We start from the raw sequence: 25199 nt of genomic DNA, 5'->3' as shown, positions 1-25199 counted from the left end.
TGGGTGAAAAGTCTTTTTATGTCTAAGTTTCATCATCTGTTGATGTCCTAACCACCAAGGCTTTTGCTATATCAGTTTACTGGTTGAAATCTGCGTGAAATTTATCAATACATGGAGCAATAATGTATAAAAAAGCCTACGGCACCATCGAAACCTTAGCCCCCCTGCACGTCGGTGCGAGTGCAGGAGAAGAAACCGGGAATTTGAATTTAATCTTCCGTGACCAATTTACTCAAACTGGGATTATTCCTGGTAGTTCAATTCGGGGTAGGTTTCGGGCAGATATGCGATCGCATGAACCAGGTATGGAAAATACATGGTACGGTCATCAAGCTTCTTTATCAGGAGCAGAAAATACCACAACCGAAGCATTAGTTAAGTTTGAGTACGCTTCTTTAGTCTGGCTGCCTGTTTTCTGTCCTGGTCAACCCATTGTTTGGGTGACTTGTCCCTGGTTACTCAAACGCTATCAGCAGATTACAGGACAACCAACTGTCAAAGATGAGGAAAATCAGTCAAAACCTGCGCCCTTGCCCAAACCTTACACTGCACCCAAAGCTTTGCAAGGTCGTCAAGTTGACACTAACCGTAAAGTTCTGTTTTTCAACCTGGGTTTTATCGAAATCAAGCATGAAGATAATCTCTCAGGTTGGATACCGACTGGATCTAATTTGAATCCAGACAACTTAGTTGTAGTGGATAACAATGATATTGCCATGCTGCACGACATGGCACTTTACCGTCAAAGCCGGGTGAAACTTGCCGACAACGAAAAGAAAGTAGACGGTGGTGCATTCTTTAACGTCGAAGCTTTACCAGAAGGAAGTATTTTAATTTTCCCCATTGCCTTGAAAGAAACAGGTTGGAAACCTTTTGGTAATGATGCAGCTGATGAACTTTATTTTGGTGGACTAGAGTCGATTGGCTTCGGTCGTTGTCAAGTTACTTTAGGGGGAGCATATCAATAATGACTTGTAAATCTGACAAACCAGAGAAAGAAACGGGTTGGAAATCTTACGAACTAGACAGGAAAGCTCAAAAATTGGTACTAGCTGCCAAAGAGCGAGATGAAAAATCTCTTAACCAATCATACAAAATGCGGATGGCTGTTGCCTACGGACTGGAGCGTTTTTGGGGAGAACATCTGCGTTTAGAGGGTAAAGAACGCGAAAAGTCTCAATATTGGAAAGAAACCTGGGATGCTTTAGTCGCAGTCATGGCAGAGGCGGGAGTCGAAATTCCTAACGATTCTGTCAAGGTAAATAACACTGGCGACATTCAAAAAATGTCCGATAAACTCTGGCAATTGGACATAGCCGATCAACGGGTGGCGTTAGCAGTGCTGACGCAACTGTGTGACTGTATTGTTTGGTGGACGCAACGTTATAAAGGGTGATGAGCAATGACTGTAATTCCCGATGCTGCAAAGAAAGTCCCGATGATGTTTCGGGCGCAGATTAATGGACGTTGCCAAATCCAAAGGCTTGTTCCTGGTGCAGATGAGCAAGATGCTATACGTTGGGCTGATGAATGGGTAGATAAGGCTTATCCAAATCTCCCTGAACTTAGTTCTGAAGTCCAAACCCGTACTTATACTTTAACTTGGCGATTTATTACTAATAGCGGTCAGGATGAAGGTGTGATTCGCCCAGTTATTGGTGCAAGGGGCTGGCCGTTTTATCCAGGTAGTAGTATGAAGGGGATTTTTCGTCGTGCTTGCACCAAAGAACAAGCAGAACTTTATTGTGGCAAAACTTTACCTGGTGGAGAAGTTGAACCGGGTATCCTCCGCTTTCATGGTGGTTATCCGACTGATACGGCTTGGACTGAAAATTTAGTAGACATTGTGCATCCGCAGCAGAATTGGCAAGTTAAGAATGGAAATAAAGAATCCGGTGCTTTTATCCAGATTTCTCTGTATAAACCAGAACTGAGGTTTGGGATTTCTAGTAACGCTAAAGATGTTGATTGGCAGACAGTCTGGAGTATTTGGGAAAAAGCACTTTCCACAGGCATTGGTTGTCGTGTCTGTGCTGGCTACGGACAACCACAGCACCATACTGGTAATATTATTTATCAGGGACGCATCAAAGGTCAGGGACAAGCTGCCAAGCTAATTGATGGTACAGGAGAGTTTCGCGCTAATGTTTTCCGGGCGGCCTTGCGGGGTCACGCTTTGCGGATTTTTGGCGGGCTAACTAATGCAGACATGGCAGATAGGATTGTCAACAATCTTTTTGGTAGCGTCCAAGGTAAGGGGAATATCGGATTGCTGGGGATGAGTTTTCGAGATTCTCGCCTAGAGATAGACACTTTTGGCAGAGGTTCCTATGCCCAGCCTACTTACAATGTGGAAGGAGAATTAGTCTGGTTGCTGGCTAGTCAATTGGCTAATTCTCAACAAGAGGACGTTTTGAAAAAATTGGTAGCGGACTTAACGCGGTTCGCTATGCTTTTAGGCGGTTTTGGCAAATCTTGGCGACGGGCAGATCATCGCCTATTTTATGAAGAATACTACGAAGAAGGATACAAGCCTCTAATTGGTTGTCACTGGCAATGGTTAGGGGAGCGATCGCTCATTCGAGATGTACAAGTGCGTAAACTAGAGCAAGTGGGCGAATTTATCGATAAAGTGCAACAAACTGCTCAAGACTGGATGCAGCTTCAAGGGATAACCCCCAACCCCGCCCAAACAACTTCCTGGCGCGAAGCATGGCATCCCCAGAATGTACAAGTGTGGGGACGACAAGCCAGCGAACGAGAAGACAGTGAGGCTATCTTTTGGCTGCATGGCCCTTATCAAGAGGCAATTTCCCGACTTCAGCCAGAAGGTTCAATTTACCGTTCGTCAATTACTGGGCAAATGGGGCAAATCGGTAGACTCTGGCATCGAATGTATCCCCTAGTTCGCTTAGTCAAAGATCCCAAAAATCCCAACAAACCTATTCCCAAAATCACCCCAGGATATTTAGAACTGCTGACGCTTTTTCCTGATGATTCTCCTGAATCAAAACAGTTTGTGCAGTTTCTTAACTCACAACAAAATCGACCAAAAGGTTTTGAGAAACTTTGGCCGTGATCGCCATCTTAAATCTCTCGGAATCCTCGCTTTCCACTGCTATGTCATACTCCAATTGCAATCAAAAAAGGCAACTACATAGCAATTCGGAGTAGAGATGATGAAGAACGTTTACAAAAAAAGCATGATTTCGCCAGCAGCAGAGTCAGGAATTTTAAGCTTTCATCCTTCTCTATTCAAAATAATTGTTGAAAGGTTTCTCTGGAATCTGCTGTTAATTATTTTTGGTTGGACAATTTTACCTTTGCCATATTTATATTGGAAATTCCTCCAAATTCGCTCCACCAACTATATTTTAACTACTCAAAGGCTGATTACTAAAACTGGTGTTTTTTGGAAAGAAGTAAATTTCATCGAACTGTATAGAGTGCTGGATATTAAGGTAGAAAGAGGTTTGCTATACCAATTTTTAGATTTGGGTAGAACCTGCTTAGGCAAGAAACCGCTTTTATTAGGAGATATTCGGATATTTTCGAGCGATTATTCTCATTCCAAGCTTTTTTTATTTACTATTCCTAATGCTCTCGGAGTTGCTGAAAAGATTAGAAAAGCCTTCAATGATGATAAAGATACTAAACGAGTGATGCGTCGAGATTAATCTATCAAAGTATTTAGTTGTTTGCAAGGAAGAAAATTATGCCAAGTGATACATCTTTTGGTTGGAATTTTAATTCAAGTTATGAATCTACCACTGAAGAAAGCTTACAGCGTATTGAGGAGCAATGCGATCGCCAGACCGAAAGTTTTCTTTGGGGTGCATATAAAGTTGAAGAAGTGGACTGTCCAGAACTAGGGTGTTGACTTTGATGAGATTTACCCATTTTTTATTCATACAGTTTTGGTGTCTTCATCGGTGAACCAAATTAAATGAGTAATAAGTAATGAGTAATAAGTAATGAGTAATGAGTAATGAGTAATGAGTAATAAGTAATGAGTAATGAGTAATGAGTAATGAGTAATGAGTGGATTATTTTTTATTTTTCTTTCAATTTGTTGATTGAAGTCGTTAATATCTTAATAATTATTTCATTCTTTTCTATCAGATTTTGAAATTTTGATTTTGACACTAACTCCGATTTTATCATTATTTTTATCCAATAAATGGTTTCACTGGCTTCCTTTAAGGCTATAGAATACTTATTGATAAAGTCTTTATTTGATTGTGCATATTTAGCTTCTGAACAGTTTGCACCATGAAAAATAAGTAATAAGTAATAAGTAATAAGTAATAAGTAATGAGTTAGAGATTTTTACAGATTTTTAGCTCACGGTGAATAAATAATAAATATTTTTTTACTTATTACTCATTACTCTTATTGATGTTCCGCTTCTTAAAAATTGTTTAGACAAGATTTTGCCAGCGTCGTCAAAAGGTCTTTTATTTAGCTCAGAATAAGCTTTGATAACTCTTATCGCAAAATTTTCTGTTCTTTCTTGAATACTGAGATTTGCGTTATAATTAATCCAGAAGTGTTGAATGTTAAGAAAAATCCGATAAAAATAGCCCAAAATATGGTAGTTTTGGGCTAAGGCTTAAAATATATTAGTTTGATTGTGATTATAAATTCATTTCCCAAAATTGTCAAAGATATACTGAAAAGCCTGCCAAAAAACGATTATCCAGTATTGAACAGTCGTCTGTTTTTTGAGTGCTGGCTATCCTATGCCCTGGATAACAGCTTAACAAGTATGCGAGATTTGTTTAACAGATTAAATAACAATTGTTTTGAGGTAGATATTTCTACTTTCTCTAAAGCAAATTTACATCGAAGCCAAAAACCTTTTCAAGAGATTTACCAAAAATTAAATGAATTAGTACAGAAGAAAGTTCAAAAAAAGTTACACAATAAATATGCAATTTGTCCAATAGATTCAACAATTATTACTCTCACAAGTAAATTGTTATGGGTACTAGGTCATCATCAAGTCAAGCTGTTTAGTTCCTTAAATCTCTCCACAGGAAGCCCAGAAGATAACTTCATCAATTTTGGACATGACCATGATTATAAATTTGGTTCCAAAATGATGTCTAGTCTCCCAATAAATGCTGTTGGAGTAATGGATAGGGGTTTTGCTGGATTAAAATTTATCCAAGAATTAGTACAAGAAAACAAATATTTTGTTTTGCGGATAAAAAACAATTGGAAACTAGAATTTGATGGCTCAAATGGATTGGTCAAAGTTGGTGCATCTGATGATGCTCAAGCTTATAGAGTAATTAATTTCTGTGATTTAGAGACAAAAACCGAGTTTCGCTTAGTGACTAATTTACCAGAGTCGGGAGATGCAGCTGTTCATGATGATGAAATTAGGGATATTTATCGATTACGTTGGGGAGTTGAATTGTTGTGGAAGTTTTTAAAGATGCACTTAAAACTTGACAAACTCATTACCAAAAACGTCAATGGTATTACCATACAAATTTACGTGAGCTTGATAGCCTATCTGATTTTACAGCTTTTATCTATTCCCGAACAATGGGGACATACACTATTAGATAAATTCCGCTATCTTCAATCTTGTATGTGTCAGAAAATCAGCTATGTTCATTGGTTTGAGGAGATGATGTTTTGCTGACTAATTTAAGCTTTTGAGACTTAGTGTAACTAATAATGTAAAGTTTTGTATCAGCATTCAACATTTCTGTAATTAATCATGAGTAAAAAAATGTGGTAATTCAATTTTACTTTATAAATAATAGTTATTTACTTATTACTTATTACTCATTACTCATTACTCATTACTTAAAGAACGCGAAAAATAACTTTTCTCACTGCAAATTTTACTCAGCAAGGATTGTGCATGATTTTTTAACCCCTGAAAAGGTACAAAATCAACACGCTAGTCCAGAACTAGATGTAAGTGATGAACAATTAGATATTGATGATGATGATTTCGATGACAATTGATTGCTGATAATTGTGGCAAAGGTATCGCCTTAACCCAGACGATACCTTTGGTTAGCGTGGCGCAACTAAAGATAAAATATTTCGTATCTTCACCCCACTTTCTAAATTATCATGCGTAAAGTTATTATTTCTACCATTGGTACTAGCTTACTCACCAATCAAATCAACCGAGCCAATCCTGACGAAAAAGATTGGTATTCGCGCTTGCGGGATACTGCAAATCTAAATGAAGATAAAACACCAGAGGATGTCAAGCAGATTATTGCAATTCTCAAACAAAGATCCGACGAACAACTGTCCGGTGCTAAAATTTCCCAGATTCGTCGTGCTAGTGCAGAGTTAAATGGAATTTATGGCATTTATCAAGATAATCTCAGTCAGGGAAAAGAAGATATTCATTTTCTCATTGCTACTGATACATCTCAAGGTAAAACTACTGCTAAAATTGTTGAAGATTTTCTCAGAAAACAAGGATTAAATAATACTAGTACTTTTGCTCCTAGTGGGCTTTCTACTGCTAGTACCGAAGCTTTTTCTCTGGGAATTGATGCGTTAATTGTTTGGTTACAAGATACGATACCACAATTGAAACGGGATAAATACAAAATTTATTTTAATTTGGTTGGTAGTTTCAAGAGTTTACAAGGTTATCTCAATACTATTGGGATGTTTTATGCCGATGAAATAATTTATATATTTGAAGGCGAAAAATCTGATTTAATTACTATCCCGCGCTTACCTATAGCTGTAGATGTTTCTTTAATTAAACCTTATGCACGTCAACTAGCATTATTGGATGCTGGCGCTGGACTTTCTGCAAGTGAAACAGTCGGAATTCCCGAAGCTATGCTTGCAGAAATTGACGAGCAAATGACACTTTCGACTTGGGGGCAGTTAATCTGGAATCAGTGTAAAGAAGATTTGCTCTCAGAAGATTTACTTTCATTTTTTAATTTAGAGTATCAAGATTCCTTTGAAGCTGACTACAAAAAGGTAAAAGATAAGCAGCAAAGGGTAAAGTTACAAGAGACTTTAGCTAAAGTTTCTTATCTGTTAGAAGATTCTGGTGGTGATACTACTATTCTCAAAAAACATGGAGGATTGCAGTATGACAAGTATACTAATATGGGAGATATTGACCACTTTCGTGTCACTCAAGGTGTGCGGGTTAGCTGTCGTTCTTCTCAAGAAAAATTAATCTTATATCGTTATGGAAAAGAGGAAGAAGTTAATAAAAATCCTTAAATAAGGAGATAATTACTAATCGTTTTTTTGTTAAATATTTTATTGTCACTAAAAATTACCTCCTGTTACCAGTTACGGATACAGGAGGTTTTTAATGGTTTTCAACTAATCCGATTTAACCCAATCGGTAGGGTTTATTTTCTCCAATTATCGCTCAAGCCGCTCCTCCAGAGTTTCCAACTAATCCGATTTAACCCAATCGGTAGGGTTTTTTCGTGGGAGCTTCTAACCATTTTACCTGTCATGTTTCCAACTAATCCGATTTAACCCAATCGGTAGGGTTTAAGATGAGCTTAGACTTAATGCCACAAATTGTTTCCAACTAATCCGATTTAACCCAATCGGTAGGGTTTTGCGGCCTCCTTTTGAGCGCGGCTTGTTCAGTAGTTTCGTTTCCAACTAATCCGATTTAACCCAATCGGTAGGGTTCTACCAGTACCAATTTAGCAGGAGTGTTAAAAGCGTTTCCAACTAATCCGATTTAACCCAATCGGTAGGGACTAAAAATAAACATTTGGTAGAGGCATCGTGAGCGAAATGTTTCCAACTAATCCGATTTAACCCAATCGGTAGGGAACACGCAGATTGGTTTTTCACGCAGTGACGTTGGCGTTTCCAACTAATCCGATTTAACCCAATCGGTAGGGCTGGCACAATTCTTGGTCTAAACAAGTTACTGCCAGCGTTTCCAACTAATCCGATTTAACCCAATCGGTAGGGGCTGCTGGTAGTTCTTCCGCTTCTCTATCGAATTTAGGAGGTTTCCAACTAATCCGATTTAACCCAATCGGTAGGGACTTTCTCAGGACAGTGATAAGGCCAAAAAACATTGGGGTTTCCAACTAATCCGATTTAACCCAATCGGTAGGGTTGAACCAGCTCCAATCGACCCGAAGACCGGGAAACCAATTACAGTTTCCAACTAATCCGATTTAACCCAATCGGTAGGGTATATCTTACATTTCCAGTTTAATAATAGGTTTGATATTTTGTTTCCAACTAATCCGATTTAACCCAATCGGTAGGGGCAACTGATTCTTAGCGAAGTGTTGGACGTTGTGTTTCCAACTAATCCGATTTAACCCAATCGGTAGGGTCAACCTGAAACTGTTTACCGGCATCCAAGATCAATTGTTTCCAACTAATCCGATTTAACCCAATCGGTAGGGTCGTAGTTCAGTGTAGCCAGGCTTTAAAATCAACGTTTCCAACTAATCCGATTTAACCCAATCGGTAGGGCTAGAAACAATTCCATCAAGAGGAAGTGGTCTTCCGTTTCCAACTAATCCGATTTAACCCAATCGGTAGGGAATCCGATCGTTTGAACTCTCTGACTTTTCCTCTAAATTATGTTTCCAACTAATCCGATTTAACCCAATCGGTAGGGTCAATCTTTACGAGGTTGACGATCCAAGTAACAGCTGTTTCCAACTAATCCGATTTAACCCAATCGGTAGGGTAGTACAGATGGTAGAAACTTTCACACTGTCAAGTTTCCAACTAATCCGATTTAACCCAATCGGTAGGGAGGCAAGGAGGTGAGATAACGATTAAGGAGTAAAAGAGTTTCCAACTAATCCGATTTAACCCAATCGGTAGGGGATTCTCGATTCAAATGATTACCAAATTCTTGGAGATTCACGTTTCCAACTAATCCGATTTAACCCAATCGGTAGGGCTAACGAGGCTGCATCCCCAAGCATATGGGTTACAACGTTTCCAACTAATCCGATTTAACCCAATCGGTAGGGAGTTCGTCTAGGAGCCTTTACCCAGTAAGGGTTTCAGCGCCAAAATCGACACACCTCTAAAAATATTGTACATCCTCAGTAAAAATTGGCCAAACCACATAGCTCAAACCCTCTCTCTGTAAGCAATCGACACACCTCAACGAAAAAGGTATGGTTTGGGCGATTCGCCGAGGTGTGTAGATGAAGCTGATACAAAACTCTTATAAATTGCCTTAAACCTAGATATAACAATACTTTTACTGAAAATAACGATCGCCTGCAAACTTAAGCATAAAGTATAAACATTGACATAGATAAAAATATTACTTAGTTTTTTCCTCTGCGAAACTGCTCCTTGAGAGTAATTTCAATCGAGTTGAGAGAATAACCAGTAGGTTGTCCATCTTTAAATTCAGCTGGCGTGTATTGTAACAGACCTTGTACAGACAACGAAGCAAGTACCATTCCTACACTACCTTGGGCAGTCATGCCAGTAAAATCAGCGATCGCATCTTCTATTGTCCATCCTGCCGGGAGATTTTTGTAGATTTTTTTCACAACTTGATAGAACTCTAGAGGATCGTAGATATCGTTGACCACAACTGGTTCTGCAACTTTTAACGTCGGAAAATTCTGTTTTAACTTTTTGGCTAAATCAAGAGACTGGGAAGAACAAATTAACCAACAATATTCTAGTTCTGGGAGATGATAATCTATTGCTCTTTGACAAGGTTCATCCCGACTCACTAACAATATTAGTCCTTTGTGTTTCTTGGGGGGCAATTTACCTAAATCGATTTCAGGCGATCGCATTTTACTTAATGACTTAGCCAAAAACCACACTGAAAACATAAAAATTAATACAGACCCTAAAGCAATTCCCACAGCAGCAGTTGTGGTAGTGCCAAAAAGATTAAATAATATTTGGGTGAGAGCATTCCCTAGAACAGATAAAAAAATCGTACCGATAATGAATGGAACTAGAGTTTCTGGATTAAAAAATATCTTTGCAGCTTGAAAAAAGTAGTTTTTCATAAGTATTGGGTATTAGGTAGGGTGTTGACTTTGATGAGATTTACCCATTTTTTATTCATACAGTTTTGGTGTCTTCATCGGTGAACCAAATTAAATAAGTAATAAGTAATGAGTAATGAGTGGATTATTTTTTATTTTTCTTTCAATTTGTTGATTGAAGTCGTTAATATCTTAATAATTATTTCATTCTCTTCTATCAGGTTTTGAAATTTTGATTTTGACACTAACTCCGATTTTATCATTATTTTTATCCAATAAATGGTTTCACTGGCTTCCTTTAAGGCTATAGAATACTTATTGATAAAGTCTTTATTTGATTGTGCATATTTAGCTTCTGAACAGTTTGCACCATGAAAAATAAGTAATAAGTAATGAGTAATGAGTTAGAGGTTTTTACAGATTTTTAGCTCACGGTGAATAAATAATAAATATTTTTTTACTTATTACTCATTGCTCATTACTCATTACTCATTACTCCTATTGATGTCCCGCTTCTTAAAAATTGTTTAGACAAGATTTTGCCAGCGTCGTCAAAAGGTCTTTTATATAGCTCAGAATAAGCTTTGATAACTCTTATCGCCAAATTTTCTGTTCTTTATTGAATACTGAGATTTGCGTTATAATTAATCATGAGTAAAAAAGAATGTGGTAATTCAATTTTACTTTATAAATAATAGTTATTTACTCATTACTCATTACTCATTACTCATTACTTAAAGAACGCGAAAAATAACTTTTCTCACTGCAAATTTTACTCAGCAAGGATTGTGCATGATTTTTTAACCCCTGAAAAGGTACAAAATCAACACGCTAGGTATTAGGGCATTGGCCAAACAGGGCATGGGGTATGGAGGATTGGGCATTGGGGAGAATGAAAAATTACCTCTTTCCTCTCTGCTCCTCTGCTCCTCTGCCCCTCTGCTCCCCAGTCCCTAGTCCCCAACCACGCTCTTCTTGCCAAATGCAAAAGGCAGCTTGATAGTTAGCACGAGCTTGGTTAATCCGTTCTTCGCATTGCTGTTTGAGGCTATTATATCTGCCTGCAATTAATTTAACTTCCTCATGGCAAATTGCTTCTTGTTTCCTGGTTTCTTGCTCTCGATATTTTTGGATTCTATCCTGTACCAAATAATCTGGCCCCATTAAGTTGATAGCCAATTCAGGCAGTTCATCTGTTTGAATTTCTTGTAACTCTTGTTGTAACTCAAGCATTAGCTGATGAATATGCCTTTCTTTTTCTTGTTCTAATTCTTGCTGGCGAAACACAAAAAAATCTATCTCACATTGAGAGTCAACCATGCTAAAGTTCTTGAGAGGATTGTGTGGGTCATTTTCAGAAATCCACTTGAGACGAGCATCAACGATCTGTTCTTTGTAATCCCGTTCATCAGGAATTATTTCAAGTGTAAGTACAAATTCTCGGCTGATTTTTTCAGGATGATTCTTGAACTGTTGCATAATATTTTTCTACTAATTCGTCGTAAGCTTCTGGTAGTTCTACTTTCTCGGCATGATGATTAGCGATCGCCCAAAGCAAAGCCACAGGAAACAAGCTAACCATTGCAGCAATCAAAACCCCAGCCGAGGCAATCATATAAAAAGCAACTGCTGCTTCAATAATACTGAGAGATACACTGATCGCTAGTGCCTCTTTATTAGGTTTGCTATCATGAATTCCTTCTATTTCATTAAGCATTTCGCCTTGAGTTTGAATATATACATCTTGAGGAGTTTCCTCAAACTGATTAAAATTATCTTCCAACATAAATCCTCCTTAATTTTTGCGTTCTAGAATAGCTTTGCGATTATTTTGTGTACTATTTTTCAGCTTAATTCCTGTTAACACTTTAGTCGCATTGCTATGAGCATAAAAACTTGCTAATCCTCCGCCCAATAAACCTGCTGATATTGCCCAAGGGCCTCGTCCTGCTTGTTTAGCCAGTAATTGCGGGGCTACAGAAAAAGTCAAAGACCCTGCGAGAATGACAATAAATTGGGTAATCTGTCGCTGATTACGCGATAAACGGCGAGAGCGCACAGCATCATATTTGGCAATCTGTGAATTCGCTAAATTAAATTTGGCATATTCTTTAATTGCGGCGATGATATTTGCTCGGTCGTAGTCTGGCATTCTCAGCAAAGTTCTTGGCATAATTTTCAGCCAGCGCTCAAGTCTCTCAATGCGTTTGGGTGAGATTTTGGCGGTCATCTTCTGTTCCTGTAATTACTAAAATTATCTTAGTCCCTATTAGGAAAGGTCTATTTCCGCCCGATTTGGAAGAGCCAATCGAGACAAGCCTGACCGTCAGAGTAGGTGCAAATTTGAGTATTTTTCACCGAACTAAGCTGGCTACTTAATTGGTTCTGTAAATCGACATCCGGGCCAATAATCGCTAATGCACCACCTTTGTGGATAATAGCCTCAATCTTTGATTTAATGACAGTAAAATCTTGTTGTTGGTGATTGACAAGTTCAGCAGCTTGGATAACGACTACCGCCGCCACTGGTCGGGTATTATCTTGGCTTTGTTGGTGCCCAATCTCTGTTTCTAGACGAGAGAGCGCATCAATTAACGATGTTCCTGGAACTCGACCAATTCCTGATGGTTGCGTGGTAATATATTTGCATTGGTTTTGTATTGATAGGCGATCGCGCTCTTGAAACTCCTGATTGCTCAATATTATCGCCCGATCTGCAAACTTCCCTAAAATTCGGACATCACCTTCCACCAAATGCTCAACATACTGGCGACAAAGCGCCTCTAGGGAAGTTTGGTAAGGTTGGTTTGACAGAGATATATCGACCAAAAACGCACTATTTACCCGATGGGTTACGTTGTCCATAACTAAAGGAATTCCAATCAGCAACACACCACCAGCAGCGCAAAGCCAAGTTAACGGAGATTTCCACAAAGGTGGTTCTTGCTGCACCTGCTCAAAAGATATAGTAGAACCTTTTTTTGATTGTTTACGCAATGAATATTTCATAACCCCTGTCTCCTAAATTTTGAGAAAATTAATGTCAGTAATTTATTTGCGAACTGACTTTTGCAAGAAATTTAGTGAACTAACACTTTTAAGTTTGACATCCTCTAGGAAACAGGAATTTCCATCGCCAATCAGAAAAATTATCTGCGGAAAGTAATTTGTCCTTACTCAATAGCTTCTAATTGCTGAACAATTCGTCGGAATTCTTCTAAAAGCCTGGAATCTATTAATGTTTGCGCCACTTCTATAACTGAGCGATAAAACCAAAGAGTTCTCTGGCGTTGTTCTTTATTCCAAGCTTTTTCTCCATAGAGATACCATTCACTCAAATTTGAGCGTGCATTGTGTACTTTGTCAGCGAGTGCTACCCTTAGAACTTCTGGTGAACCCTGAGAAATATTCTCAAGATATTTTTGTTTACGTTCTTTCCAAGGTGGTTGAGGAACAGCATCAGATTCAGTGCAACTTTCAACAATATCTGCTACTTTGTCGCCGAATTTTTGACGAATAATTTCACCAGTTCTTCTCCCTCCCTGATCTTCTATGGCATCATGGAGTAAGGCTGCGATCGCTTCATCTTCACTTCCCCCATCTTCTAGAACCAATGCAGTCACACTGAGCAAATGACTAATGTAAGGAACACCACTAATTCTTCTTACTTGTTCAGTATGAAGTTGAGTTGCATACACTAATGCTTCTTCAAAACGAATAGTTAGCTTTGGTTTGTTAATAGAATTCAAATTCATCTCTCTAGCCTATTCCCTGTACACACTTTCTATTTCTCTTGATACTGTTTCATCGTGGATTGAATCTCTTGAAAGATTTTATCTTTCAACTCAAAAGGTAAAATAACCTTGACATTTTTACCCCAAATTAAAATTCGCAAAAAAACATCAATATCTTCTTCGTAAAACTTGGCTATACAAAAGACATATTTCTCATTAATCTGTCCCCGCAAAGACTGTAAAATTAGGGTAATCTCTTTGTTATTGAAAAATCTCTCTAAATCGCTATTAAGTTCCTGAAAATTTTGGAAATTAATTTCTTTGAAGATTTTCTGCCGCGAAGTATCCTGGATATAATTTCTGTAATGATTGCGTTCAAATCTGACAAACATCATTTTTTGAGTTTTCCAAAAGGCATAACCCAAAGTATCAGCATCTAAAGAATCTTCTACGTCTTCAGGAGTGGGTAGTTGATTTTCATCTTTGAGTTCGCGTAACTTGACTGGAATCTGTTCATTATCCCAATCTAATATTTCTACATCTAGAATTCGATCTAACCGATAACCTTCCCAGTAGTAGTTTTCATCCTCAAATTCTGTAGGACGAATGGCATAAAGATAAGGGCCACGTTTGATGTAGTAAAAAATTACCGGAAAAATAATAGTTGTGATTACTCGAGAGGTTTGAAATTTCTTGTAGGTTATCTTTAAAGGCTTGACAGAATCGGATTTAGACCAATTTAATTCTAATGTGTTAATCAAAGCATTATATTTTTGCTTTTTAATGTTTGCTGACATAATAAATTCAGCCGTAAAAAGTAGTCTTTTCTGAGTATTATTAGCAAATCTAGTAATAAAATCTGCCAGTTCTTCATTATTTATATATTCAGAATTGACTTCGTTATTGAATTGTTGATGATTATTTTTTTCTAATGATTCAGGAATTAGCTGCAACCAAGAATCGACCTTAAAATAATTACCTGTTAGTTTTTGCTCCGAATCATAAATTGCTTTAAGCCAGTGATTTTTTTCAGCATTCGCCAGACTAATTTGGAAGTCTAACCGATAAAGACGAGTCTGATTTGTGAAATTGTCGCCTTGACTATCGAAGGGACGAAGCTGTAATAAGTGCTGAATTTCGGTCTCGGAAATTTTGTAGAAATATTTAAAATCATCGATCCACTTGTCTCGTTCTGCTTGGAGATAAAACATCTGATACCAAATATCTTCAATAGTAAGTTGTTGTAGTAAACAGATATTTTCTTTTGCTTTCTCTCGTTCTTCTGCTTTTTGTTGCTTTTTATTGGAATTACTGTTTCCCTTTGCCTGATTAAGCTGCTTTGGTATTTGATTTAATAAGCAAACTTCAAGCTCGCTCAACCAGTCTAAAAAACTAAACTCATAACTGGCAAGTTTCCCAGCTAAAGGCGAGTTAATATATTTATCATTTCCTAAACTAATACCATCACCATATATAGTTTTTAAATATATGTATATTCTCCACGCTTTCTTTAAAGCCTTTTCTTCTAATAAAACTGCTTTAGAGGGCAAAAAACTCCTTAGTAATTCCACGGTTGGAGGATAATCAAAAATTTGAGTAGAGTTAGCAGACATAAACCTTACACCTAAATATTCTGATCGCTATATTTATTATCGCTAATAGTGGAAAAGCGATATTCCATTATCTCGGTATTGTCTCAATAGTAAATCCAGTCAGTTAACTAAGTTAAGGAACTAATCAATGACACTTAAGCTGATTTGCGAATATGATGCACAGGAGCAACCTTACCAAAAGATTGAAATTCCCTATGAAAATCAACTTCCAGCAGAAATACTAAAAAAGTTAGACTTACCAAAAGGCATAGACTTTAATTATGGAGTAGTCATTGACGGTAAAGCTCCTAACTGGCTCTATAGCAACTTAGCTTATCAATGCCGGAATGCTGCTTGGGTAAGCTGCTATTATCCTCAGCTTCAAGGCGCAATAGTCGTATATAGTCAGACCCCGACAGTAAAAGTAGGACAAATTCAAGGCTCTACGAAAAACAATTTGCTCAACGGTAACTTAGAATTAAAAGTCAATGAAGTAATTACCGTTGATGGCGATCGCTATCAGTGTTTAATAATTCATGCTGTCGATATTTCCCCTCAAGCTTTAGATTCACTGACTCTACCAAGCGATTTGAACTGGAATAGAGAGATAGTTTTATGGGGACAAGCCCCAGTATGGCTTTATACTCACTTAGTAATGCGTTGTCAACAAGCCTTATGGATAGCTTGCTACAACATCAGAACTACTGAAGCAGTAGTTGTTGTTAGCCAGTGTCCAGAGCTTGTTCCAGGTGATAAATTTAAGTTAGTACCTAAATCACCTTGTCCTGCGATCGTATTTGGTGGCCCCCCTAATAGTGGTAAAAGCCTTTTAGCTTACACCTTAAAACAAACCCTAGTTAACATGGGTTGGAACAATAAAGTTTATTTGCATCGAACAACATGGGATGGTGAAGGAGATTGGTTTGCTCAGATGATGGGTACAAATCCAGAACTAGCGAATAAACTATCAGAAATTGCTGGACGCTGGAAAAAACCTGAGAATCCAGCAGAATATTTCTCTCAGCAAGCTGAAGTAATCAAAGAAATTCGCAAATATACAGATTTAGTGTTAGTTGATCTAGGTGGTATACCAAGAGAAGCTGATCAAATCTTGTTGCCTAGTTGTAGTCACTACGTTATTATTAGTAACTCTCTAGAGGAGGTAGCAAAATGGCATAAATTTTTCCAAACACTAAACACTGACACTCAAGAGCAATTAATTCCTTTAACAGTAATCCACAGTGTTAAAGAGAACAAGTTAGAAATCCTCAATAGAGAACCATACTTAGAAATGATAGCAGGGCCTTGGCGTTATGGTGAAACTGAAACTGTACCGCAAGAATTAGTAGAAGAGGTGATAAAATTAATTAGAGAATAAAATCTATCTCTTCTCAATACGGTTCGGTTAAGATTTTTTGATGGAAATTATAGATCACAAAGATGGGATAAATCGATTATTGTAGAGACGGCGATTTATCGCGTCTCTTGCCTTAACCGGCGATTTATCGCGTCTCTTGCCTTAACCGGCGATTTATCGCGTCTCTTGCCTTAACCGAACAGTGCTGATGAGCAAAAATAACAATCAGGAGTTTCTAAATGCTCTATATTTGTTTTATGCCAAACAGAACCAGGAAACTCATAAATCCAGTCAATCCCCGCATCTAAATTTATAAAACCACTCACCATCCCGTGAATTATCCCAACGCCTGTACTAGCACAAATGCTATTTAACCAAAAAACAGAAGGGTCATCGATACCTTCTAAATAACCTGCATTAGCAGCGATTTGGTTAATCTCAATCGGTGCAGATTCTAAAGCTGCTCTTTGCAAATTAATAATATTCCCACACATCAAACACCAGCCACCTCCCAAAGGTGGAACAGTAACGCGACAGTACATCCGTGGTGTATTATCGTATTTCTTGATATCGATATGAGTACCAAGACAAACTAAAGGACGCATATATTCCAATGCTAATTCTTGGGCTACTTGGCGAGAAAGGTGATTATCTGTAGCCACAACAATTAAATCAGAAGAAACAATTTCTTGTTTAGCTAATTCATGTTCGATTGATGTTGGGATGGTTTTTACACAAGAACCTGTTTGATAGATTTTCTTAATGAAGTATTTCACATAATCCACTTTATACCATCTTTGGTCAGCCATTTTTTGTGTAGCTCCAGGCATTCGATTGAGATTAACTGTTTCTAAACGGTCTGGGTCGATTAATACCCAGTTTTTTACACCCAAACGACCTAATAATTCAGCAAAAATTGAACCAATACCACCGCAGCCTATGAGAGTAACTTTGAGTTCATTAAGCTGTTTTTGACAACTATTACCAAATATTTTCTGCCGCACAAACATTGACTCTACATTGTTTTGCAAGTTTAGATTATCCAATAATTCTCTATTTTCCGAAAGTTCTAACCATGATTGATAGCATTTAATGCTCTGATAGCTTTGTCCTTTCCTATCCCAAATCCGAAATTGAGATTGTTGTAACGACTCGTCAAATACTCCAGAAATCAAACGCGGTTTTTTGGGGAAACTCGACGCAATAAATCGAGAATATTCCGATTCATAACGGTCATCAACAAAAGAAAAATCAGGACTCACATCACCAGTATGGGTATGTATATGCACTACATGTAATCCCTGATTTAGATAATTTTTAAGCAGATACCAGTGAAACTTTTGCGTTAACACTAATCCACTCGCAGACTGATCTTCGTAACAGTCAGATAGAGGAACAACCCAAGCTTTTGGAATATAGCGAATTTTGTTTTTTGATATCTGCTGGCGTTTACAGAAAAAGAAACCAATAACTTCTTCATTCATAGTTCGAGACTTCAGCATTGATTGGCGAAACTGCTGCCACATTTGTGGGGGTATATGTAGAGAAATTGCTGGTGCTTGTTTTTGATTTTTCATGCTATTTTTACCCTCAATTAGTGATTGATAGTGATTGATGATTGCTAAATAAGTGAGTAAAATTAAATATCAAACCTCAGTCTGCGCCCAGTTTTTCTCTCCTGACTAAGGCTACAGTTTACACACATGACTACTTAGTTATTAGTTGAGAAAGAATAACCAATGACAAATGACAAATGACAAATTATTCATCGCTGTTAATTGCGTGACGTGCAGTGATAAATAATGTAGCTAAATTATGTCCTTTATCAACCTGATTAGTGGGTTTCCAAGAATTGAGCCACACCTCTCGATTAAATCCTCCACCCAATCCAACGCAATACCAGTACCATCCTTCATCGCTTAAAAATGGCGCTCCATAATAGCTTTGTCTAGTAAAGTGATGGTCTCCTTCTCCTGTGGTATTCCAAGGGTAATTAAGATAGCAACCAATGGGTGGAAGTCTGGGATAATCTAGTGGTAGTAAAAACAAAATATCAGTATTAGAAACAGTGAATTTTTTTGACGATAACGGCATCCCTTTAACTAAAATAGCTGTGTATTTCATATTGCCAATAGTCTTGCTACCAACAATAATATTTTTGGCAACCTTTTCTAAAATGTTGAGTTCTTCTAGCAATCTTGCAGTTGCTTGAAACCCAGATTTTTCTTGATTAATTGTCACTGTCATATTTCACCACCATTAATCCTAATTTGAAACACATCAAAAATCTAAAGTTTTAAGTCACAAATTTTAGAGCCTTTAACAATTTTGGGAACAGTCCATACTTTTGAACCTTCTTTGAGTGCTTCTGTATTTTTTAGAGGTCGAGTTCCACCAAAACCTTCTTCCATCACGTCATCATTACCAATTTCTGGTAATCTCTTTCTCAAATCTTCAACTGTGACACCTTCTGGTAAATCAGTCAGTTTTCCATTAATAATTGCTCTCATGACATCTCCTTGGGTTATTTAGAATTAGTGGATGAGTTTATCAGTCAAACTGAGTGCATATCTAGTTGGATAGACTCTACATATTTCTTCGGTTTAATTTCGTGGTTTGCAGGTTGATTATTCATCCCCAACCAGAACCATAAACCGACTAATCCAATCGCAACACCAATTTTGAGATACAAGAGTTGTTTGGCTTGATTTAATATATTCCGTTCCAAAAAGTTCAATCTTTTCTCTAATTTATTGATGTAGATTTTTACAGCGTTTATCTCCTGTAAATATGTTGTATCTTTTTGTTGATTGATAGCTGTGAACTGCGATTCTAAATTTTTACAGCGTTGAATAATCCCCTCCGTTTGCTGTTTTATTAGGTCTATTTGACCTTGCTCTTGATTGACTAATTTCCCATTAAGTGTTTGCATGATTTCTCCATTGGCTTAATTTTGATAAAAAACTAATAACTAGTTAATCAAATACATTAGAGTTTCCAATTCTGTGGACATTTTGATTTCCATTTTGGGCGTTAAATTTATCAAATACTTCAATCAAATCGACAACACTATTTGCAGAATTTTTTAACTCACTACCTAAAGATTGTTCCACAGAGGCAACTTCAACTCGGATTCCGCGTCTTCTGAGTTTCTCTGCTAAATAAGCAAAATCAGAATCTCCTGTTACTAAAACAACAATGTCTGGTTTAACTTCTAAAGCTAATTGGATTGCATCCATAGCCATAACAACATCTATATTGGTTTCGTAATCATCTCCTTTAGCTTTACCTTCTTTTGAAACGACTAAAAACCCGTTACTTCTTGCCCAGTAAACAAATTTTTCTTTAGTTTTTCGCTGTTCTTCAAATCGTTCTCTAGCTGGAGGTAAACCGACATAAATCACCATCTCAATTAATTCTCTTCCCTCTTTTGGGTCGGCTAGATAGTCACGGATTTTAGGCCAGTCTATTTTTCTGTTAAAGCTTTGTGCTGCTAAGAAGGTATTGTCACCATCTGCAAGAATCATGACGCGGCGAGTTGTTACCATATATTTCCCTGATTGCTTTTGGATTTGTGCTTGTATGTCGATTATTAAAACCTATGCTTGGAAAAGGTGCTTTCCTCGTCAGATTTGGAATTTTGAATTCAATCAATATTGTTCGGTTTAGGTAAAAGACGCGATAAATCAAGGTCAGAGACGCGATAAATCGCCGTCCATACATACTGGTGACGTGATTGGAAAAACCGATTTCCACATATTTGATATCTTGATTTTGTGCAAATTTAACACCAGAAAAAAATATATGAAACTGGCTAAAGCAATTTCTCTGACTGCGGGTTTATCTGCTGCGTGCATTATTACTGGTTTGATTATCAAGCAACCTATGCTTAAAAGTCTGGGTAAAGTAACCGCATTGGGTGCTATTTCTATAGGGGTCATAGTCAAACTAAATTCAGCAAAAGCAGATAAAGAAAGACAGTTGGCTGCTTTTAAGCAAGAGAAAACATCTCAGCAACACAAATTTGAAAAAACGCAAAACGAGCTAAATAAACTGGGGAAGAAATTTCAAACTCAGGATACTCGTCAACGTCTTCATCTGGCTAATGTTCAAAAATTACAGCATCAACAAAAGGTTATTTTAGCAACTGTTACTAGCTTAGAGAAAAAGTTAGATTTTTATGAGAAAGCTGCTTCTCAAAAAGCAGAAAATCTTAAAGATAACTTCAATAAAAATTCTGTTAAACCTGTGATAGAGTCTCAAGAGTCTATCACTCGTGTATATATAGATGGTAATAATTTAAGTTTTGCCGTTGATGGGTTGCAAATTGAACTAGATTATGATGCTTTACGCATAGAACTTTCTCAAGATACTAGCCGGACTAATTTTAAATATTACACTGGTATTCATTCGCCTATGAATGATGGACAAAGGCGATTTATTGATTATTTAAAATATCAGCGTTATGAAGTTATCGGGCTTCCTATCTCAGCGCGGCCTGATAGTAAAACTTTTAAAACCGTTGGTGATGATGTGAAAATTGCTGTTGATATGATTCGGGAAGTTAAAAAAGGAGATGATGTGATTCTTGTGAGTGGAGATGGAGATTTTATTCCAGTTGTTGAAGAGATTCAATGTCGCGGCGTGAAAGTTACTGTTGTTGCTAAGAAGAGTATGTTAAGTGAGCAACTTTCTAAAATAGCCGATGAAGTTATTTATTTGGATGATATTCAATACAAACTCGCTAAGTATAGAAAGTTTGATGCAGCTTAGATAAGTTATAGCGATGTTATTAAGCAGATAAAAGCCCTCCATTGAGAGGGCTTTTTTTGGGCTTTTAACTAATCCGATTTAACCCAATCGGCAGGGAATATTACGGGTTGGATAAATGCCTGGCGCTGTAATGCACCGTTTCCAACTAATCCGATTTAACCCAATCGGTAGGGTGAAACTTAGTAATGTCCCTCTCGCGGCATACACGACGTTTACAACTAATCCGATTTAACCCAATCGGTAGGGACCGCTAAAAAAGGTCAAGTTGACCAAACAATTAAAGTTTACAACTAATCCGATTTAACCCAATCGGTAGGGCTGGATGATGGCCACCCAGGGGCAGCAGACCTTTTAATGTTTACAACTAATCCGATTTAACCCAATCGGTAGGGTAAAGCACTAGCTGGGGTTACTATCACAGTTACTTCGTTTACAACTAATCCGATTTAACCCAATCGGTAGGGTTGATAACTATGTTTCTCTCTGAAGGAGAGCTACTAGCGTTTACAACTAATCCGATTTAACCCAATCGGTAGGGCAGATCTTGCCAAACTCTGTAAACTCTATGACAAGGTGTTTACAACTAATCCGATTTAACCCAATCGGTAGGGGAATGTCATCGAGGATCTTCAGCAGACGACTGTAAAGTTTACAACTAATCCGATTTAACCCAATCGGTAGGGCACAACCTGTAAAACCACAACTTGTAGTAGAAGAGTTTACAACTAATCCGATTTAACCCAATCGGTAGGGTTAAATCCTGTCTGCAATAAATATGTTGCAGTTGGGTTTACAACTAATCCGATTTAACCCAATCGGTAGGGTCCAAACTTTATTGTTCACGGAACTTCAGATTCGGTTTACAACTAATCCGATTTAACCCAATCGGTAGGGTAAAATCGCTTTCGCAGCTGTAGTAATTGGTTTATGTTTACAACTAATCCGATTTAACCCAATCGGTAGGGGTTTAGTTTGTGTTCGCTAGCCAAAGTTAGCTAGTGGTTTACAACTAATCCGATTTAACCCAATCGGTAGGGGTAAGAGGTTTTGACAATCTTATGGCATTGTGTTTACAACTAATCCGATTTAACCCAATCGGTAGGGCCTTTTTATAAATGGAAGGGTTAGTAGCGTATTTGGTTTACAACTAATCCGATTTAACCCAATCGGTAGGGTCTCCTACTCGTGTCGTTTGAATATTCCGATGAAGCGTTTACAACTAATCCGATTTAACCCAATCGGTAGGGGTTTAAGGTGTACTATTGAAAAGAAGTTGAACAATCTGGTTTACAACTAATCCGATTTAACCCAATCGGTAGGGCTGTACTTGACATGGCTCTACGTATTGGAGCCACAAAGTTTACAACTAATCCGATTTAACCCAATCGGTAGGGCCAGAAGATTTATCCTGCGAAGAGCAGTTCAAAGTTTACAACTAATCCGATTTAACCCAATCGGTAGGGAAGCAATAGTCACATTTTTAATATAAGCGACAACTTTAAGTTTACAACTAATCCGATTTAACCCAATCGGTAGGGTAGCAGTTGTATAATTGCAAATTTGTAGAAACCTTAAAAAAAGGTTTACAACTAATCCGATTTAACCCAATCGGTAGGGTCTTCAGCTTGTGAAACTGGTGAGAGCAATGCAACTAAGTTTACAACTAATCCGATTTAACCCAATCGGTAGGGGTTGTCAGACACGCTGAGACTGAATTGAATGAAGCTGGTTTACAACTAATCCGATTTAACCCAATCGGTAGGGCTTACAACCGTAAATTGAAGTCAGGAGCAACCGAAGTTTACAACTAATCCGATTTAACCCAATCGGTAGGGAGTTCGTCTAGGAGCCTTTACCCAGTAAGGGTTTCAGCCGCCAAATCGACACACCTCTAAAAATATTGTACATCCTACCGAAAAACTTAGTGTATGACATACCTCAAACCCGCTCCCTGTAAGCAATCGACACACCTCAACGAAAAAGGTATGGTTTCAGCCATTCACCGAGGTGTGTAGATGAAGCTGATACAAAACCTCTGAAAATTCCCCAAACCTAGATTACATAATACTTTGGCGGTGGTTGGGGAGATTCACCACCAATTGTTAACACTCTATTAACAGCCTCCTGAGAAATCCAGTAGAACCGGACATTATCCTCAGATGCCTTAACCCGCTTCTTGACATCATCGTAAAGTTGCCGCATCTCTGACAAACTCAAAAAGCATTCAAAAACTGAAAGCTGGATTCTGCGCCCGTAGCCTTCCAAAAAATTGGATAATTTTGAGCGTCTTTTGTCGTCAGGAATATCATACACAACAACAACTAACATTTAAGTAGCTCTTAAAAAAGGTTCATAGGCTACTGAAGATAACAAGCTACGCTTATATCGTCTCACCTGCAACTGAATTGCATGACGATAGGTTACTGGAGATTGCAAATCTGGATGAGAAACTTCTTCATTCATTCGAGTTTCAAACTGCTTCAGAAAAACTTTTCGCGCAGATTGACTTAAATAAATTCCTCCCGTACTAGGAACTAAATCAAAATCTTGTGGTTTGAAGATAGAATTATTAATAATCTTTAAAACTAAACTATCTACAACAGGGGAGCGAAATTCCTCCATCAAATCAAATGCTAAATATGGTTTTTGCCTCTCACCATAGTGAAAATTCCCCAAATAAGGAGAAATTCCCTCTGCAATGATAAAACTTAAAACATTGTTAAATAAAAGAGTATAACCAAAACTCAATAAAGAGTTGACAGCATCGGTTGGTGGTTGACGGAATCTTTGAGAAAAACTAAAAGCAGAATTGGTAATCAACTTGCCAAAAGCCGGAAAATATCTAGCTGCGGCGATTCCTTCATAACCGCGCAATGAATCTAAGTTATCTACCAAATCTAGCGAATCAATATCTTGATTGATTCCGAAAATAGCTTTTTCAACTTCTACAAGTTTGCGCTTGCGGTTGAATCGCATTAATAATTGCTTAGAGTTGATCAGCTTCCCTAAAACAATCACTTTAGATATGCTAAATTGAAAATAGTCATCACCCCGCCTTTCAATTTGGATTAATTGATTATCTAAATTGGTAGATTCTTCACTCCATAAATGACCGTGATATTGACCAGATTGACTGAGAAATAGTACAGCAATTCGTTCTTGAAGACAAGCATTAATTACATGGGTTGATAATTGGATGTTGCCAAAAACTATAATCTGCTCAACCTCTCGAACGGGAACTTCTATTTTAGGTTTTTCCGAGACATGAATAATAAAGCGCTGATAGTCTTTATATATTGATGTTCCTTGCTCAATTAAATATATAGCTGCCATTTCTCGATTCCAGATGTTTTTTTGAAAAGGAGTAATCTCGTCGTTGTCATTGTCTGGAGATAATTCTTCAACTTCTGTTTCTGCAATAAAGGGCTGATGTAGAGACGCGATATTAGATTGCCTCTCTGGGATATATATCGTCTCTACTTCTAAGGTTGTGGCATTCTGTGCTTGTGCTTCTTGCCTAATGTTGGGACTTTTTTTTTACTTTTACTTTTCTCTATTCCAGATTTCAGCTTCTCTGAATTAACATCGATTGGAAAAATAGCATTTTCTAAAAAACCATGACCTAAAAACCGAAAACCCCGGTTAAAACTAGTGATTTGAGTTTTCTCGGCATTCATCATTAGAGCTGATTCGTAAAGAAAATCTAAAGAAAACTGAATCCGGTTTTGTTCAGGTTATAGGCTAAGTCGAGTGTAATTTATGTTGT

At 37.6% G+C, this 25199-nt stretch carries 27 protein-coding genes and 2 CRISPR repeat arrays; of the genes, 10 read left to right on the top strand and 17 right to left on the bottom strand.

Annotated elements, in window-relative coordinates; all coding sequences use genetic code 11:
* Positions 1-122: 122 nt before the first annotated feature.
* The 5 genes from FBB35_RS09180 (at position 123) to FBB35_RS09160 (ending at position 3880) form a co-directional block, all read left to right on the top strand.
* Entirely contained in the window at positions 123-968 is an 846-nt protein-coding gene (locus FBB35_RS09180) for an RAMP superfamily CRISPR-associated protein (RefSeq protein ID WP_174709374.1), read from the top strand.
* On the top strand, positions 968-1396 hold the full coding sequence (locus tag FBB35_RS09175; protein ID WP_174709373.1) for a hypothetical protein: 429 nt from the start codon (positions 968-970) through the stop codon (positions 1394-1396). Before FBB35_RS09180 ends, FBB35_RS09175 begins: the two co-directional genes overlap by 1 nt.
* 6 nt (positions 1397-1402) lie before the next feature.
* Positions 1403-3079 carry an RAMP superfamily protein gene (locus FBB35_RS09170; protein WP_174709372.1) on the top strand — a complete coding sequence of 559 codons (1677 nt, stop codon included), beginning with the start codon at positions 1403-1405 and terminating at the stop codon, positions 3077-3079.
* 124 nt (positions 3080-3203) lie between these two features.
* Complete coding sequence (locus tag FBB35_RS09165; protein ID WP_174709371.1) at positions 3204-3677, top strand: PH domain-containing protein; 474 nt, start codon at positions 3204-3206, stop codon at positions 3675-3677.
* A 38-nt stretch (positions 3678-3715) separates the two neighbouring features.
* Positions 3716-3880, top strand: coding sequence for a hypothetical protein (locus FBB35_RS09160; RefSeq protein ID WP_174709370.1), 165 nt, complete (start codon positions 3716-3718; stop codon positions 3878-3880).
* 173 nt (positions 3881-4053) lie between these two features.
* Here FBB35_RS09160 and FBB35_RS35715 read toward each other — a convergent pair whose 3' ends face one another.
* Positions 4054-4281 carry a four helix bundle protein gene (locus FBB35_RS35715; protein ID WP_368041843.1) on the bottom strand — a complete coding sequence of 76 codons (228 nt, stop codon included), beginning with the start codon at positions 4279-4281 and terminating at the stop codon, positions 4054-4056.
* A 352-nt stretch (positions 4282-4633) separates the two neighbouring features.
* Here FBB35_RS35715 and FBB35_RS09150 point away from each other — a divergent pair, with 352 nt between their 5' ends.
* The 3 genes from FBB35_RS09150 (at position 4634) to FBB35_RS09140 (ending at position 7233) form a co-directional block, all read left to right on the top strand.
* Positions 4634-5656 (top strand): IS4 family transposase, encoded by a 1023-nt coding sequence (locus tag FBB35_RS09150; RefSeq protein ID WP_174708137.1) that lies wholly within the window; start codon positions 4634-4636, stop codon positions 5654-5656.
* Positions 5657-5748: 92 nt separating this feature from the next.
* Positions 5749-5988, top strand: coding sequence for a hypothetical protein (locus FBB35_RS09145; protein ID WP_174709369.1), 240 nt, complete (start codon positions 5749-5751; stop codon positions 5986-5988).
* A gap of 111 nt (positions 5989-6099) precedes the next feature.
* Positions 6100-7233 (top strand): CRISPR-associated protein, encoded by a 1134-nt coding sequence (locus FBB35_RS09140; protein ID WP_174709368.1) that lies wholly within the window; start codon positions 6100-6102, stop codon positions 7231-7233.
* Positions 7234-7330: 97 nt separating this feature from the next.
* Positions 7331-8984: a CRISPR direct-repeat array (repeat unit 36 nt; unit sequence GTTTCCAACTAATCCGATTTAACCCAATCGGTAGGG).
* Positions 8985-9290: 306 nt separating this feature from the next.
* On the opposite strand, the gene FBB35_RS09135 is transcribed toward FBB35_RS09140, so the two are convergent.
* The 8 genes from FBB35_RS09135 to FBB35_RS09100 all read right to left on the bottom strand — a co-directional run bounded on the left by FBB35_RS09135 (position 9291) and on the right by FBB35_RS09100 (position 15324).
* Positions 9291-9998: a CRISPR-associated protein gene (locus FBB35_RS09135; RefSeq protein ID WP_174709367.1), complete on the bottom strand. Its 708-nt coding sequence runs from the start codon at positions 9996-9998 to the stop codon at positions 9291-9293.
* Between the two features lie 131 nt (positions 9999-10129).
* Positions 10130-10357, bottom strand: coding sequence for a four helix bundle protein (locus FBB35_RS09130; protein ID WP_302480982.1), 228 nt, complete (start codon positions 10355-10357; stop codon positions 10130-10132).
* A gap of 520 nt (positions 10358-10877) precedes the next feature.
* Positions 10878-11456 carry a hypothetical protein gene (locus FBB35_RS09125; RefSeq protein WP_174709366.1) on the bottom strand — a complete coding sequence of 193 codons (579 nt, stop codon included), beginning with the start codon at positions 11454-11456 and terminating at the stop codon, positions 10878-10880.
* Complete coding sequence (locus FBB35_RS09120) at positions 11431-11763, bottom strand: hypothetical protein (protein WP_174709365.1); 333 nt, start codon at positions 11761-11763, stop codon at positions 11431-11433. The genes FBB35_RS09125 and FBB35_RS09120 overlap by 26 nt, the downstream gene beginning before the upstream one ends.
* A 9-nt stretch (positions 11764-11772) precedes the next feature.
* Positions 11773-12207 carry a hypothetical protein gene (locus FBB35_RS09115; protein ID WP_174709364.1) on the bottom strand — a complete coding sequence of 145 codons (435 nt, stop codon included), beginning with the start codon at positions 12205-12207 and terminating at the stop codon, positions 11773-11775.
* Between the two features lie 50 nt (positions 12208-12257).
* The gene (locus FBB35_RS09110; RefSeq protein WP_174709363.1) at positions 12258-12986 is read right to left on the bottom strand and encodes a hypothetical protein; all 729 of its coding nucleotides are present in this window, start codon (positions 12984-12986) and stop codon (positions 12258-12260) included.
* A 164-nt stretch (positions 12987-13150) separates the two neighbouring features.
* Positions 13151-13732, bottom strand: coding sequence for an HD domain-containing protein (locus FBB35_RS09105; RefSeq protein ID WP_174709362.1), 582 nt, complete (start codon positions 13730-13732; stop codon positions 13151-13153).
* Between the two features lie 29 nt (positions 13733-13761).
* On the bottom strand, positions 13762-15324 hold the full coding sequence (locus tag FBB35_RS09100) for a TIGR03985 family CRISPR-associated protein (RefSeq protein WP_174709361.1): 1563 nt from the start codon (positions 15322-15324) through the stop codon (positions 13762-13764).
* Between the two features lie 127 nt (positions 15325-15451).
* Between FBB35_RS09100 and crn3 the strand changes: the two genes are divergently transcribed.
* Positions 15452-16681, top strand: a complete 1230-nt coding sequence (crn3, locus tag FBB35_RS09095) for a CRISPR-associated ring nuclease Crn3/Csx3 (RefSeq protein ID WP_174709360.1) — start codon at positions 15452-15454, stop codon at positions 16679-16681.
* A 170-nt stretch (positions 16682-16851) separates the two neighbouring features.
* Here crn3 and FBB35_RS09090 read toward each other — a convergent pair whose 3' ends face one another.
* From FBB35_RS09090 to FBB35_RS09070, 5 genes are all read right to left on the bottom strand, one after another.
* Positions 16852-18237 (bottom strand): ThiF family adenylyltransferase, encoded by a 1386-nt coding sequence (locus tag FBB35_RS09090; RefSeq protein ID WP_254625889.1) that lies wholly within the window; start codon positions 18235-18237, stop codon positions 16852-16854.
* A 184-nt stretch (positions 18238-18421) separates the two neighbouring features.
* Positions 18422-18907 (bottom strand): hypothetical protein, encoded by a 486-nt coding sequence (locus FBB35_RS09085; RefSeq protein WP_174709359.1) that lies wholly within the window; start codon positions 18905-18907, stop codon positions 18422-18424.
* A gap of 41 nt (positions 18908-18948) precedes the next feature.
* Positions 18949-19170 (bottom strand): hypothetical protein, encoded by a 222-nt coding sequence (locus FBB35_RS09080; RefSeq protein WP_174709358.1) that lies wholly within the window; start codon positions 19168-19170, stop codon positions 18949-18951.
* 44 nt (positions 19171-19214) lie between these two features.
* Positions 19215-19592: a hypothetical protein gene (locus tag FBB35_RS09075; protein WP_174709357.1), complete on the bottom strand. Its 378-nt coding sequence runs from the start codon at positions 19590-19592 to the stop codon at positions 19215-19217.
* A 43-nt stretch (positions 19593-19635) separates the two neighbouring features.
* Positions 19636-20208, bottom strand: coding sequence for an NYN domain-containing protein (locus FBB35_RS09070; protein WP_174709356.1), 573 nt, complete (start codon positions 20206-20208; stop codon positions 19636-19638).
* Positions 20209-20464: 256 nt separating this feature from the next.
* On the opposite strand from FBB35_RS09070, the gene FBB35_RS09065 reads away from it, so the two are divergent.
* Positions 20465-21433 carry an NYN domain-containing protein gene (locus tag FBB35_RS09065; protein WP_174709355.1) on the top strand — a complete coding sequence of 323 codons (969 nt, stop codon included), beginning with the start codon at positions 20465-20467 and terminating at the stop codon, positions 21431-21433.
* A gap of 60 nt (positions 21434-21493) precedes the next feature.
* A CRISPR array of direct repeats spans positions 21494-23268; the repeat unit is 36 nt; unit sequence GTTTACAACTAATCCGATTTAACCCAATCGGTAGGG.
* Positions 23269-23485: 217 nt separating this feature from the next.
* Here the strand turns inward: FBB35_RS09065 and cas2 are convergent.
* The 3 genes from cas2 to FBB35_RS09050 all read right to left on the bottom strand — a co-directional run bounded on the left by cas2 (position 23486) and on the right by FBB35_RS09050 (position 25113).
* The gene (gene cas2, locus FBB35_RS09060; RefSeq protein WP_174709354.1) at positions 23486-23761 is read right to left on the bottom strand and encodes a CRISPR-associated endonuclease Cas2; all 276 of its coding nucleotides are present in this window, start codon (positions 23759-23761) and stop codon (positions 23486-23488) included.
* Positions 23762-24766 (bottom strand): CRISPR-associated endonuclease Cas1, encoded by a 1005-nt coding sequence (cas1, locus tag FBB35_RS09055; RefSeq protein WP_174709353.1) that lies wholly within the window; start codon positions 24764-24766, stop codon positions 23762-23764.
* 149 nt (positions 24767-24915) lie between these two features.
* Positions 24916-25113 carry a hypothetical protein gene (locus FBB35_RS09050; protein ID WP_174709352.1) on the bottom strand — a complete coding sequence of 66 codons (198 nt, stop codon included), beginning with the start codon at positions 25111-25113 and terminating at the stop codon, positions 24916-24918.
* Between the last annotated feature and the right edge of the window lie 86 nt (positions 25114-25199).

Source organism: Nostoc sp. TCL240-02, assembly GCF_013343235.1.
GTDB lineage: Bacteria > Cyanobacteriota > Cyanobacteriia > Cyanobacteriales > Nostocaceae > Nostoc.
Note: the sequence above shows the minus strand (reverse complement) of the source record. Positions and strands in the feature narration are given on the sequence as shown.

What these genes read in the sequence shown, in the direction of transcription:
- FBB35_RS09180 (WP_174709374.1), top strand. Translation starts at nt 123, where the DNA reads ATGTATAAAAAAGCCTACGGCACCATCGAAACCTTAGCCCCCCTGCAC.
- FBB35_RS09105 (WP_174709362.1), bottom strand. Translation starts at nt 13,732, where the DNA reads ATGAATTTGAATTCTATTAACAAACCAAAGCTAACTATTCGTTTTGAA.
- FBB35_RS09165 (WP_174709371.1), top strand. Translation starts at nt 3,204, where the DNA reads ATGATTTCGCCAGCAGCAGAGTCAGGAATTTTAAGCTTTCATCCTTCT.
- FBB35_RS09080 (WP_174709358.1), bottom strand. Translation starts at nt 19,170, where the DNA reads ATGAGAGCAATTATTAATGGAAAACTGACTGATTTACCAGAAGGTGTC.
- FBB35_RS09075 (WP_174709357.1), bottom strand. Translation starts at nt 19,592, where the DNA reads ATGCAAACACTTAATGGGAAATTAGTCAATCAAGAGCAAGGTCAAATA.
- crn3 (WP_174709360.1), top strand. Translation starts at nt 15,452, where the DNA reads ATGACACTTAAGCTGATTTGCGAATATGATGCACAGGAGCAACCTTAC.
- FBB35_RS09110 (WP_174709363.1), bottom strand. Translation starts at nt 12,986, where the DNA reads ATGAAATATTCATTGCGTAAACAATCAAAAAAAGGTTCTACTATATCT.
- FBB35_RS09160 (WP_174709370.1), top strand. Translation starts at nt 3,716, where the DNA reads ATGCCAAGTGATACATCTTTTGGTTGGAATTTTAATTCAAGTTATGAA.
- FBB35_RS09140 (WP_174709368.1), top strand. Translation starts at nt 6,100, where the DNA reads ATGCGTAAAGTTATTATTTCTACCATTGGTACTAGCTTACTCACCAAT.
- FBB35_RS09090 (WP_254625889.1), bottom strand. Translation starts at nt 18,237, where the DNA reads ATGAAAAATCAAAAACAAGCACCAGCAATTTCTCTACATATACCCCCA.
- FBB35_RS09135 (WP_174709367.1), bottom strand. Translation starts at nt 9,998, where the DNA reads ATGAAAAACTACTTTTTTCAAGCTGCAAAGATATTTTTTAATCCAGAA.
- FBB35_RS09125 (WP_174709366.1), bottom strand. Translation starts at nt 11,456, where the DNA reads ATGCAACAGTTCAAGAATCATCCTGAAAAAATCAGCCGAGAATTTGTA.
- FBB35_RS09070 (WP_174709356.1), bottom strand. Translation starts at nt 20,208, where the DNA reads ATGGTAACAACTCGCCGCGTCATGATTCTTGCAGATGGTGACAATACC.
- FBB35_RS09120 (WP_174709365.1), bottom strand. Translation starts at nt 11,763, where the DNA reads ATGTTGGAAGATAATTTTAATCAGTTTGAGGAAACTCCTCAAGATGTA.
- FBB35_RS09100 (WP_174709361.1), bottom strand. Translation starts at nt 15,324, where the DNA reads ATGTCTGCTAACTCTACTCAAATTTTTGATTATCCTCCAACCGTGGAA.
- FBB35_RS09085 (WP_174709359.1), bottom strand. Translation starts at nt 18,907, where the DNA reads ATGACAGTGACAATTAATCAAGAAAAATCTGGGTTTCAAGCAACTGCA.
- cas2 (WP_174709354.1), bottom strand. Translation starts at nt 23,761, where the DNA reads ATGTTAGTTGTTGTTGTGTATGATATTCCTGACGACAAAAGACGCTCA.
- FBB35_RS09175 (WP_174709373.1), top strand. Translation starts at nt 968, where the DNA reads ATGACTTGTAAATCTGACAAACCAGAGAAAGAAACGGGTTGGAAATCT.
- cas1 (WP_174709353.1), bottom strand. Translation starts at nt 24,766, where the DNA reads ATGGCAGCTATATATTTAATTGAGCAAGGAACATCAATATATAAAGAC.
- FBB35_RS09170 (WP_174709372.1), top strand. Translation starts at nt 1,403, where the DNA reads ATGACTGTAATTCCCGATGCTGCAAAGAAAGTCCCGATGATGTTTCGG.
- FBB35_RS09115 (WP_174709364.1), bottom strand. Translation starts at nt 12,207, where the DNA reads ATGACCGCCAAAATCTCACCCAAACGCATTGAGAGACTTGAGCGCTGG.
- FBB35_RS09065 (WP_174709355.1), top strand. Translation starts at nt 20,465, where the DNA reads ATGAAACTGGCTAAAGCAATTTCTCTGACTGCGGGTTTATCTGCTGCG.
- FBB35_RS09050 (WP_174709352.1), bottom strand. Translation starts at nt 25,113, where the DNA reads ATGATGAATGCCGAGAAAACTCAAATCACTAGTTTTAACCGGGGTTTT.